This window comes from Paenimyroides ceti (genome assembly GCF_030409925.1).
Genome location: NZ_JAUFQU010000093.1, coordinates 22,501 through 35,038, shown reverse-complemented (window position 1 = coordinate 35,038; position 12,538 = coordinate 22,501).

Sequence of the window (12,538 nt, the reverse complement as noted above, 5' to 3'; positions counted from 1 at the left end):
AAAAAAAAAAAAAAAAAAAAAAAAAAAAAAAAAAAAAAAAAAAAAAAAAAAAAAAAAAAAAAAAAAAAAAAAAAAAAAAAAAAAAAAAAAAAAAAAAAAAAAAAAAAAAAAAAAAAAAAAAAAAAAAAAAAAAAAAAAAAAAAAAAAAAAAAAAAAAAAAAAAAAAAAAAAAAAAAAAAAAAAAAAAAAAAAAAAAAAAAAAAAAAAAAAAAAAAAAAAAAAAAAAAAAAAAAAAAAAAAAAAAAAAAAAAAAAAAAAAAAAAAAAAAAAAAAAAAAAAAAAAAAAAAAAAAAAAAAAAAAAAAAAAAAAAAAAAAAAAAAAAAAAAAAAAAAAAAAAAAAAAAAAAAAAAAAAAAAAAAAAAAAAAAAAAAAAAAAAAAAAAAAAAAAAAAAAAAAAAAAAAAAAAAAAAAAAAAAAAAAAAAAAAAAAAAAAAAAAAAAAAAAAAAAAAAAAAAAAAAAAAAAAAAAAAAAAAAAAAAAAAAAAAAAAAAAAAAAAAAAAAAAAAAAAAAAAAAAAAAAAAAAAAAAAAAAAAAAAAAAAAAAAAAAAAAAAAAAAAAAAAAAAAAAAAAAAAAAAAAAAAAAAAAAAAAAAAAAAAAAAAAAAAAAAAAAAAAAAAAAAAAAAAAAAAAAAAAAAAAAAAAAAAAAAAAAAAAAAAAAAAAAAAAAAAAAAAAAAAAAAAAAAAAAAAAAAAAAAAAAAAAAAAAAAAAAAAAAAAAAAAAAAAAAAAAAAAAAAAAAAAAAAAAAAAAAAAAAAAAAAAAAAAAAAAAAAAAAAAAAAAAAAAAAAAAAAAAAAAAAAAAAAAAAAAAAAAAAAAAAAATAAAAAAAAAAAAAAAAAAAAAAAAAAAAAAAAAAAAAAAAAAAAAAAAAAAAAAAAAAAAAAAAAAAAAAAAAAAAAAAAAAAAAAAAAAAAAAAAAAAAAAAAAAAAAAAAAAAAAAAAAAAAAAAAAAAAAAAAAAAAAAAAAAAAAAAAAAAAAAAAAAAAAAAAAAAAAAAAAAAAAAAAAAAAAAAAAAAAAAAAAAAAAAAAAAAAAAAAAAAAAAAAAAAAAAAAAAAAAAAAAAAAAAAAAAAAAAAAAAAAAAAAAAAAAAAAAAAAAAAAAAAAAAAAAAAAAAAAAAAAAAAAAAAAAAAAAAAAAAAAAAAAAAAAAAAAAAAAAAAAAAAAAAAAAAAAAAAAAAAAAAAAAAAAAAAAAAAAAAAAAAAAAAAAAAAAAAAAAAAAAAAAAAAAAAAAAAAAAAAAAAAAAAAAAAAAAAAAAAAAAAAAAAAAAAAAAAAAAAAAAAAAAAAAAAAAAAAAAAAAAAAAAAAAAAAAAAAAAAAAAAAAAAAAAAAAAAAAAAAAAAAAAAAAAAAAAAAAAAAAAAAAAAAAAAAAAAAAAAAAAAAAAAAAAAAAAAAAAAAAAAAAAAAAAAAAAAAAAAAAAAATAAAAAAAAAAAAAAAAAAAAAAAAAAAAAAAAAAAAAAAAAAAAAAAAAAAAAAAAAAAAAAAAAAAAAAAAAAAAAAAAAAAAAAAAAAAAAAAAAAAAAAAAAAAAAAAAAAAAAAAAAAAAAAAAAAAAAAAAAAAAAAAAAAAAAAAAAAAAAAAAAAAAAAAAAAAAAAAAAAAAAAAAAAAAAAAAAAAAAAAAAAAAAAAAAAAAAAAAAAAAAAAAAAAATAAAAAAAAAAAAAAAAAAAAAAAAAAAAAAAAAAAAAAAAAAAAAAAAAAAAAAAAAAAAAAAAAAAAAAAAAAAAAAAAAAAAAAAAAAAAAAAAAAAAAAAAAAAAAAAAAAAAAAAAAAAAAAAAAAAAAAAAAAAAAAAAAAAAAAAAAAAAAAAAAAAAAAAAAAAAAAAAAAAAAAAAAAAAAAAAAAAAAAAAAAAAAAAAAAAAAAAAAAAAAAAAAAAAAAAAAAAAAAAAAAAAAAAAAAAAAAAAAAAAAAAAAAAAAAAAAAAAAAAAAAAAAAAAAAAAAAAAAAAAAAAAAAAAAAAAAAAAAAAAAAAAAAAAAAAAAAAAAATAAAAAAAAAAAAAAAAAAAAAAAAAAAAAAAAAAAAAAAAAAAAAAAAAAAAAAAAAAAAAAAAAAAAAAAAAAAAAAAAAAAAAAAAAAAAAAAAAAAAAAAAAAAAAAAAAAAAAAAAAAAAAAAAAAAAAAAAAAAAAAAAAAAAAAAAAAAAAAAAAAAAAAAAAAAAAAAAAAAAAAAAAAAAAAAAAAAAAAAAAAAAAAAAAAAAAAAAAAAAAAAAAAAAAAAAAAAAAAAAAAAAAAAAAAAAAAAAAAAAAAAAAAAAAAAAAAAAAAAAAAAAAAAAAAAAAAAAAAAAAAAAAAAAAAAAAAAAAAAAAAAAAAAAAAAAAAAAAAAAAAAAAAAAAAAAAAAAAAAAAAAAAAAAAAAAAAAAAAAAAAATAAAAAAAAAAAAAAAAAAAAAAAAAAAAAAAAAAAAAAAAAAAAAAAAAAAAAAAAAAAAAAAAAAAAAAAAAATAAAAAAAAAAAAAAAAAAAAAAAAAAAAAAAAAAAAAAAAAAAAAAAAAAAAAAAAAAAAAAAAAAAAAAAAAAAAAAAAAAAAAAAAAAAAAAAAAAAAAAAAAAAAAAAAAAAAAAAAAAAAAAAAAAAAAAAAAAAAAAAAAAAAAAAAAAAAAAAAAAAAAAAAAAAAAAAAAAAAAAAAAAAAAAAAAAAAAAAAAAAAAAAAAAAAAAAAAAAAAAAAAAAAAAAAAAAAAAAAAAAAAAAAAAAAAAAAAAAAAAAAAAAAAAAAAAAAAAAAAAAAAAAAAAAAAAAAAAAAAAAAAAAAAAAAAAAAAAAAAAAAAAAAAAAAAAAAAAAAAAAAAAAAAAAAAAAAAAAAAAAAAAAAAAAAAAAAAAAAAAAAAAAAAAAAAAAAAAAAAAAAAAAAAAAAAAAAAAAAAAAAAAAAAAAAAAAAAAAAAAAAAAAAAAAAAAAAAAAAAAAAAAAAAAAAAAAAAAAAAAAAAAAAAAAAAAAAAAAAAAAAAAAAAAAAAAAAAAAAAAAAAAAAAAAAAAAAAAAAAAAAAAAAAAAAAAAAAAAAAAAAAAAAAAAAAAAAAAAAAAAAAAAAAAAAAAAAAAAAAAAAAAAAAAAAAAAAAAAAAAAAAAAAAAAAAAAAAAAAAAAAAAAAAAAAAAAAAAAAAAAAAAAAAAAAAAAAAAAAAAAAAAAAAAAAAAAAAAAAAAAAAAAAAAAAAAAAAAAAAAAAAAAAAAAAAAAAAAAAAAAAAAAAAAAAAAAAAAAAAAAAAAAAAAAAAAAAAAAAAAAAAAAAAAAAAAAAAAAAAAAAAAAAAAAAAAAAAAAAAAAAAAAAAAAAAAAAAAAAAAAAAAAAAAAAAAAAAAAAAAAAAAAAAAAAAAAAAAAAAAAAAAAAAAAAAAAAAAAAAAAAAAAAAAAAAAAAAAAAAAAAAAAAAAAAAAAAAAAAAAAAAAAAAAAAAAAAAAAAAAAAAAAAAAAAAAAAAAAAAAAAAAAAAAAAAAAAAAAAAAAAAAAAAAAAAAAAAAAAAAAAAAAAAAAAAAAAAAAAAAAAAAAAAAAAAAAAAAAAAAAAAAAAAAAAAAAAAAAAAAAAAAAAAAAAAAAAAAAAAAAAAAAAAAAAAAAAAAAAAAAAAAAAAAAAAAAAAAAAAAAAAAAAAAAAAAAAAAAAAAAAAAAAAAAAAAAAAAAAAAAAAAAAAAAAAAAAAAAAAAAAAAAAAAAAAAAAAAAAAAAAAAAAAAAAAAAAAAAAAAAAAAAAAAAAAAAAAAAAAAAAAAAAAAAAAAAAAAAAAAAAAAAAAAAAAAAAAAAAAAAAAAAAAAAAAAAAAAAAAAAAAAAAAAAAAAAAAAAAAAAAAAAAAAAAAAAAAAAAAAAAAAAAAAAAAAAAAAAAAAAAAAAAAAAAAAAAAAAAAAAAAAAAAAAAAAAAAAAAAAAAAAAAAAAAAAAAAAAAAAAAAAAAAAAAAAAAAAAAAAAAAAAAAAAAAAAAAAAAAAAAAAAAAAAAAAAAAAAAAAAAAAAAAAAAAAAAAAAAAAAAAAAAAAAAAAAAAAAAAAAAAAAAAAAAAAAAAAAAAAAAAAAAAAAAAAAAAAAAAAAAAAAAAAAAAAAAAAAAAAAAAAAAAAAAAAAAAAAAAAAAAAAAAAAAAAAAAAAAAAAAAAAAAAAAAAAAAAAAAAAAAAAAAAAAAAAAAAAAAAAAAAAAAAAAAAAAAAAAAAAAAAAAAAAAAAAAAAAAAAAAAAAAAAAAAAAAAAAAAAAAAAAAAAAAAAAAAAAAAAAAAAAAAAAAAAAAAAAAAAAAAAAAAAAAAAAAAAAAAAAAAAAAAAAAAAAAAAAAAAAAAAAAAAAAAAAAAAAAAAAAAAAAAAAAAAAAAAAAAAAATAAAAAAAAAAAAAAAAAAAAAAAAAAAAAAAAAAAAAAAAAAAAAAAAAAAAAAAAAAAAAAAAAAAAAAAAAAAAAAAAAAAAAAAAAAAAAAAAAAAAAAAAAAAAAATAAAAAAAAAAAAAAAAAAAAAAAAAAAAAAAAAAAAAAAAAAAAAAAAAAAAAAAAAAAAAAAAAAAAAAAAAAAAAAAAAAAAAAAAAAAAAAAAAAAAAAAAAAAAAAAAAAAAAAAAAAAAAAAAAAAAAAAAAAAAAAAAAAAAAAAAAAAAAAAAAAAAAAAAAAAAAAAAAAAAAAAAAAAAAAAAAAAAAAAAAAAAAAAAAAAAAAAAAAAAAAAAAAAAAAAAAAAAAAAAAAAAAAAAAAAAAAAAAAAAAAAAAAAAAAAAAAAAAAAAAAAAAAAAAAAAAAAAAAAAAAAAAAAAAAAAAAAAAAAAAAAAAAAAAAAAAAAAAAAAAAAAAAAAAAAAAAAAAAAAAAAAAAAAAAAAAAAAAAAAAAAAAAAAAAAAAAAAAAAAAAAAAAAAAAAAAAAAAAAAAAAAAAAAAAAAAAAAAAAAAAAAAAAAAAAAAAAAAAAAAAAAAAAAAAAAAAAAAAAAAAAAAAAAAAAAAAAAAAAAAAAAAAAAAAAAAAAAAAAAAAAAAAAAAAAAAAAAAAAAAAAAAAAAAAAAAAAAAAAAAAAAAAAAAAAAAAAAAAAAAAAAAAAAAAAAAAAAAAAAAAAAAAAAAAAAAAAAAAAAAAAAAAAAAAAAAAAAAAAAAAAAAAAAAAAAAAAAAAAAAAAAAAAAAAAAAAAAAAAAAAAAAAAAAAAAAAAAAAAAAAAAAAAAAAAAAAAAAAAAAAAAAAAAAAAAAAAAAAAAAAAAAAAATAAAAAAAAAAAAAAAAAAAAAAAAAAAAAAAAAAAAAAAAAAAAAAAAAAAAAAAAAAAAAAAAAAAAAAAAAAAAAAAAAAAAAAAAAAAAAAAAAAAAAAAAAAAAAAAAAAAAAAAAAAAAAAAAAAAAAAAAAAAAAAAAAAAAAAAAAAAAAAAAAAAAAAAAAAAAAAAAAAAAAAAAAAAAAAAAAAAAAAAAAAAAAAAAAAAAAAAAAAAAAAAAAAAAAAAAAAAAAAAAAAAAAAAAAAAAAAAAAAAAAAAAAAAAAAAAAAAAAAAAAAAAAAAAAAAAAAAAAAAAAAAAAAAAAAAAAAAAAAAAAAAAAAAAAAAAAAAAAAAAAAAAAAAAAAAAAAAAAAAAAAAAAAAAAAAAAAAAAAAAAAAAAAAAAAAAAAAAAAAAAAAAAAAAAAAAAAAAAAAAAAAAAAAAAAAAAAAAAAAAAAAAAAAAAAAAAAAAAAAAAAAAAAAAAAAAAAAAAAAAAAAAAAAAAAAAAAAAAAAAAAAAAAAAAAAAAAAAAAAAAAAAAAAAAAAAAAAAAAAAAAAAAAAAAAAAAAAAAAAAAAAAAAAAAAAAAAAAAAAAAAAAAAAAAAAAAAAAAAAAAAAAAAAAAAAAAAAAAAAAAAAAAAAAAAAAAAAAAAAAAAAAAAAAAAAAAAAAAAAAAAAAAAAAAAAAAAAAAAAAAAAAAAAAAAAAAAAAAAAAAAAAAAAAAAAAAAAAAAAAAAAAAAAAAAAAAAAAAAAAAAAAAAAAAAAAAAAAAAAAAAAAAAAAAAAAAAAAAAAAAAAAAAAAAAAAAAAAAAAAAAAAAAAAAAAAAAAAAAAAAAAAAAAAAAAAAAAAAAAAAAAAAAAAAAAAAAAAAAAAAAAAAAAAAAAAAAAAAAAAAAAAAAAAAAAAAAAAAAAAAAAAAAAAAAAAAAAAAAAAAAAAAAAAAAAAAAAAAAAAAAAAAAAAAAAAAAAAAAAAAAAAAAAAAAAAAAAAAAAAAAAAAAAAAAAAAAAAAAAAAAAAAAAAAAAAAAAAAAAAAAAAAAAAAAAAAAAAAAAAAAAAAAAAAAAAAAAAAAAAAAAAAAAAAAAAAAAAAAAAAAAAAAAAAAAAAAAAAAAAAAAAAAAAAAAAAAAAAAAAAAAAAAAAAAAAAAAAAAAAAAAAAAAAAAAAAAAAAAAAAAAAAAAAAAAAAAAAAAAAAAAAAAAAAAAAAAAAAAAAAAAAAAAAAAAAAAAAAAAAAAAAAAAAAAAAAAAAAAAAAAAAAAAAAAAAAAAAAAAAAAAAAAAAAAAAAAAAAAAAAAAAAAAAAAAAAAAAAAAAAAAAAAAAAAAAAAAAAAAAAAAAAAAAAAAAAAAAAAAAAAAAAAAAAAAAAAAAAAAAAAAAAAAAAAAAAAAAAAAAAAAAAAAAAAAAAAAAAAAAAAAAAAAAAAAAAAAAAAAAAAAAAAAAAAAAAAAAAAAAAAAAAAAAAAAAAAAAAAAAAAAAAAAAAATAAAAAAAAAAAAAAAAAAAAAAAAAAAAAAAAAAAAAAAAAAAAAAAAAAAAAAAAAAAAAAAAAAAAAAAAAAAAAAAAAAAAAAAAAAAAAAAAAAAAAAAAAAAAAAAAAAAAAAAAAAAAAAAAAAAAAAAAAAAAAAAAAAAAAAAAAAAAAAAAAAAAAAAAAAAAAAAAAAAAAAAAAAAAAAAAAAAAAAAAAAAAAAAAAAAAAAAAAAAAAAAAAAAAAAAAAAAAAAAAAAAAAAAAAAAAAAAAAAAAAAAAAAAAAAAAAAAAAAAAAAAAAAAAAAAAAAAAAAAAAAAAAAAAAAAAAAAAAAAAAAAAAAAAAAAAAAAAAAAAAAAAAAAAAAAAAAAAAAAAAAAAAAAAAAAAAAAAAAAAAAAAAAAAAAAAAAAAAAAAAAAAAAAAAAAAAAAAAAAAAAAAAAAAAAAAAAAAAAAAAAAAAAAAAAAAAAAAAAAAAAAAAAAAAAAAAAAAAAAAAAAAAAAAAAAAAAAAAAAAAAAAAAAAAAAAAAAAAAAAAAAAAAAAAAAAAAAAAAAAAAAAAAAAAAAAAAAAAAAAAAAAAAAAAAAAAAAAAAAAAAAAAAAAAAAAAAAAAAAAAAAAAAAAAAAAAAAAAAAAAAAAAAAAAAAAAAAAAAAAAAAAAAAAAAAAAAAAAAAAAAAAAAAAAAAAAAAAAAAAAAAAAAAAAAAAAAAAAAAAAAAAAAAAAAAAAAAAAAAAAAAAAAAAAAAAAAAAAAATAAAAAAAAAAAAAAAAAAAAAAAAAAAAAAAAAAAAAAAAAAAAAAAAAAAAAAAAAAAAAAAAAAAAAAAAAAAAAAAAAAAAAAAAAAAAAAAAAAAAAAAAAAAAAAAAAAAAAAAAAAAAAAAAAAAAAAAAAAAAAAAAAAAAAAAAAAAAAAAAAAAAAAAAAAAAAAAAAAAAAAAAAAAAAAAAAAAAAAAAAAAAAAAAAAAAAAAAAAAAAAAAAAAAAAAAAAAAAAAAAAAAAAAAAAAAAAAAAAAAAAAAAAAAAAAAAAAAAAAAAAAAAAAAAAAAAAAAAAAAAAAAAAAAAAAAAAAAAAAAAAAAAAAAAAAAAAAAAAAAAAAAAAAAAAAAAAAAAAAAAAAAAAAAAAAAAAAAAAAAAAAAAAAAAAAAAAAAAAAAAAAAAAAAAAAAAAAAAAAAAAAAAAAAAAAAAAAAAAAAAAAAAAAAAAAAAAAAAAAAAAAAAAAAAAAAAAAAAAAAAAAAAAAAAAAAAAAAAAAAAAAAAAAAAAAAAAAAAAAAAAAAAAAAAAAAAAAAAAAAAAAAAAAAAAAAAAAAAAAAAAAAAAAAAAAAAAAAAAAAAAAAAAAAAAAAAAAAAAAAAAAAAAAAAAAAAAAAAAAAAAAAAAAAAAAAAAAAAAAAAAAAAAAAAAAAAAAAAAAAAAAAAAAAAAAAAAAAAAAAAAAAAAAAAAAAAAAAAAAAAAAAAAAAAAAAAAAAAAAAAAAAAAAAAAAAAAAAAAAAAAAAAAAAAAAAAAAAAAAAAAAAAAAAAAAAAAAAAAAAAAAAAAAAAAAAAAAAAAAAAAAAAAAAAAAAAAAAAAAAAAAAAAAAAAAAAAAAAAAAAAAAAAAAAAAAAAAAAAAAAAAAAAAAAAAAAAAAAAAAAAAAAAAAAAAAAAAAAAAAAAAAAAAAAAAAAAAAAAAAAAAAAAAAAAAAAAAAAAAAAAAAAAAAAAAAAAAAAAAAAAAAAAAAAAAAAAAAAAAAAAAAAAAAAAAAAAAAAAAAAAAAAAAAAAAAAAAAAAAAAAAAAAAAAAAAAAAAAAAAAAAAAAAAAAAAAAAAAAAAAAAAAAAAAAAAAAAAAAAAAAAAAAAAAAAAAAAAAAAAAAAAAAAAAAAAAAAAAAAAAAAAAAAAAAAAAAAAAAAAAAAAAAAAAAAAAAAAAAAAAAAAAAAAAAAAAAAAAAAAAAAAAAAAAAAAAAAAAAAAAAAAAAAAAAAAAAAAAAAAAAAAAAAAAAAAAAAAAAAAAAAAAAAAAAAAAAAAAAAAAAAAAAAAAAAAAAAAAAAAAAAAAAAAATAAAAAAAAAAAAAAAAAAAAAAAAAAAAAAAAAAAAAAAAAAAAAAAAAAAAAAAAAAAAAAAAAAAAAAAAAAAAAAAAAAAAAAAAAAAAAAAAAAAAAAAAAAAAAAAAAAAAAAAAAAAAAAAAAAAAAAAAAAAAAAAAAAAAAAAAAAAAAAAAAAAAAAAAAAAAAAAAAAAAAAAAAAAAAAAAAAAAAAAAAAAAAAAAAAAAAAAAAAAAAAAAAAAAAAAAAAAAAAAAAAAAAAAAAAAAAAAAAAAAAAAAAAAAAAAAAAAAAAAAAAAAAAAAAAAAAAAAAAAAAAAAAAAAAAAAAAAAAAAAAAAAAAAAAAAAAAAAAAAAAAAAAAAAAAAAAAAAAAAAAAAAAAAAAAAAAAAAAAAAAAAAAAAAAAAAAAAAAAAAAAAAAAAAAAAAAAAAAAAAAAAAAAAAAAAAAAAAAAAAAAAAAAAAAAAAAAAAAAAAAAAAAAAAAAAAAAAAAAAAAAAAAAAAAAAAAAAAAAAAAAAAAAAAAAAAAAAAAAAAAAAAAAAAAAAAAAAAAAAAAAAAAAAAAAAAAAAAAAAAAAAAAAAAAAAAAAAAAAAAAAAAAAAAAAAAAAAAAAAAAAAAAAAAAAAAAAAAAAAAAAAAAAAAAAAAAAAAAAAAAAAAAAAAAAAAAAAAAAAAAAAAAAAAAAAAAAAAAAAAAAAAAAAAAAAAAAAAAAAAAAAAAAAAAAAAAAAAAAAAAAAAAAAAAAAAAAAAAAAAAAAAAAAAAAAAAAAAAAAAAAAAAAAAAAAAAAAAAAAAAAAAAAAAAAAAAAAAAAAAAAAAAAAAAAAAAAAAAAAAAAAAAAAAAAAAAAAAAAAAAAAAAAAAAAAAAAAAAAAAAAAAAAAAAAAAAAAAAAAAAAAAAAAAAAAAAAAAAAAAAAAAAAAAAAAAAAAAAAAAAAAAAAAAAAAAAAAAAAAAAAAAAAAAAAAAAAAAAAAAAAAAAAAAAAAAAAAAAAAAAAAAAAAAAAAAAAAAAAAAAAAAAAAAAAAAAAAAAAAAAAAAAAAAAAAAAAAAAAAAAAAAAAAAAAAAAAAAAAAAAAAAAAAAAAAAAAAAAAAAAAAAAAAAAAAAAAAAAAAAAAAAAAAAAAAAAAAAAAAAAAAAAAAAAAAAAAAAAAAAAAAAAAAAAAAAAAAAAAAAAAAAAAAAAAAAAAAAAAAAAAAAAAAAAAAAAAAAAAAAAAAAAAAAAAAAAAAAAAAAAAAAAAAAAAAAAAAAAAAAAAAAAAAAAAAAAAAAAAAAAAAAAAAAAAAAAAAAAAAAAAAAAAAAAAAAAAAAAAAAAAAAAAAAAAAAAAAAAAAAAAAAAAAAAAAAAAAAAAAAAAAAAAAAAAAAAAAAAAAAAAAAAAAAAAAAAAAAAAAAAAAAAAAAAAAAAAAAAAAAAAAAAAAAAAAAAAAAAAAAAAAAAAAAAAAAAAAAAAAAAAAAAAAAAAAAAAAAAAAAAAAAAAAAAAAAAAAAAAAAAAAAAAAAAAAAAAAAAAAAAAAAAAAAAAAAAAAAAAAAAAAAAAAAAAAAAAAAAAAAAAAAAAAAAAAAAATAAAAAAAAAAAAAAAAAAAAAAAAAAAAAAAAAAAAAAAAAAAAAAAAAAAAAAAAAAAAAAAAAAAAAAAAAAAAAAAAAAAAAAAAAAAAAAAAAAAAAAAAAAAAAAAAAAAAAAAAAAAAAAAAAAAAAAAAAAAAAAAAAAAAAAAAAAAAAAAAAAAAAAAAAAAAAAAAAAAAAAAAAAAAAAAAAAAAAAAAAAAAAAAAAAAAAAAAAAAAAAAAAAAAAAAAAAAAAAAAAAAAAAAAAAAAAAAAAAAAAAAAAAAAAAAAAAAAAAAAAAAAAAAAAAAAAAAAAAAAAAAAAAAAAAAAAAAAAAAAAAAAAAAAAAAAAAAAAAAAAAAAAAAAAAAAAAAAAAAAAAAAAAAAAAAAAAAAAAAAAAAAAAAAAAAAAAAAAAAAAAAAAAAAAAAAAAAAAAAAAAAAAAAAAAAAAAAAAAAAAAAAAAAAAAAAAAAAAAAAAAAAAAAAAAAAAAAAAAAAAAAAAAAAAAAAAAAAAAAAAAAAAAAAAAAAAAAAAAAAAAAAAAAAAAAAAAAAAAAAAAAAAAAAAAAAAAAAAAAAAAAAAAAAAAAAAAAAAAAAAAAAAAAAAAAAAAAAAAAAAAAAAAAAAAAAAAAAAAAAAAAAAAAAAAAAAAAAAAAAAAAAAAAAAAAAAAAAAAAAAAAAAAAAAAAAAAAAAAAAAAAAAAAAAAAAAAAAAAAAAAAAAAAAAAAAAAAAAAAAAAAAAAAAAAAAAAAAAAAAAAAAAAAAAAAAAAAAAAAAAAAAAAAAAAAAAAAAAAAAAAAAAAAAAAAAAAAAAAAAAAAAAAAAAAAAAAAAAAAAAAAAAAAAAAAAAAAAAAAAAAAAAAAAAAAAAAAAAAAAAAAAAAAAAAAAAAAAAAAAAAAAAAAAAAAAAAAAAAAAAAAAAAAAAAAAAAAAAAAAAAAAAAAAAAAAAAAAAAAAAAAAAAAAAAAAAAAAAAAAAAAAAAAAAAAAAAAAAAAAAAAAAAAAAAAAAAAAAAAAAAAAAAAAAAAAAAAAAAAAAAAAAAAAAAAAAAAAAAAAAAAAAAAAAAAAAAAAAAAAAAAAAAAAAAAAAAAAAAAAAAAAAAAAAAAAAAAAAAAAAAAAAAAAAAAAAAAAAAAAAAAAAAAAAAAAAAAAAAAAAAAAAAAAAAAAAAAAAAAAAAAAAAAAAAAAAAAAAAAAAAAAAAAAAAAAAAAAAAAAAAAAAAAAAAAAAAAAAAAAAAAAAAAAAAAAAAAAAAAAAAAAAAAAAAAAAAAAAAAAAAAAAAAAAAAAAAAAAAAAAAAAAAAAAAAAAAAAAAAAAAAAAAAAAAAAAAAAAAAAAAAAAAAAAAAAAAAAAAAAAAAAAAAAAAAAAAAAAAAAAAAAAAAAAAAAAAAAAAAAAAATAAAAAAAAAAAAAAAAAAAAAAAAAAAAAAAAAAAAAAAAAAAAAAAAAAAAAAAAAAAAAAAAAAAAAAAAAAAAAAAAAAAAAAAAAAAAAAAAAAAAAAAAAAAAAAAAAAAAAAAAAAAAAAAAAAAAAAAAAAAAAAAAAAAAAAAAAAAAAAAAAAAAAAAAAAAAAAAAAAAAAAAAAAAAAAAAAAAAAAAAAAAAAAAAAAAAAAAAAAAAAAAAAAAAAAAAAAAAAAAAAAAAAAAAAAAAAAAAAAAAAAAAAAAAAAAAAAAAAAAAAAAAAAAAAAAAAAAAAAAAAAAAAAAAAAAAAAAAAAAAAAAAAAAAAAAAAAAAAAAAAAAAAAAAAAAAAAAAAAAAAAAAAAAAAAAAAAAAAAAAAAAAAAAAAAAAAAAAAAAAAAAAAAAAAAAAAAAAAAAAAAAAATAAAAAAAAAAAAAAAAAAAAAAAAAAAAAAAAAAAAAAAAAAAAAAAAAAAAAAAAAAAAAAAAAAAAAAAAAAAAAAAAAAAAAAAAAAAAAAAAAAAAAAAAAAAAAAAAAAAAAAAAAAAAAAAAAAAAAAAAAAAAAAAAAAAAAAAAAAAAAAAAAAAAAAAAAAAAAAAAAAAAAAAAAAAAAAAAAAAAAAAAAAAAAAAAAAAAAAAAAAAAAAAAAAAAAAAAAAAAAAAAAAAAAAAAAAAAAAAAAAAAAAAAAAAAAAAAAAAAAAAAAAAAAAAAAAAAAAAAAAAAAAAAAAAAAAAAAAAAAAAAAAAAAAAAAAAAAAAAAAAAAAAAAAAAAAAAAAAAAAAAAATAAAAAAAAAAAAAAAAAAAAAAAAAAAAAAAAAAAAAAAAAAAAAAAAAAAAAAAAAAAAAAAAAAAAAAAAAAAAAAAAAAAAAAAAAAAAAAAAAAAAAAAAAAAAAAAAAAAAAAAAAAAAAAAAA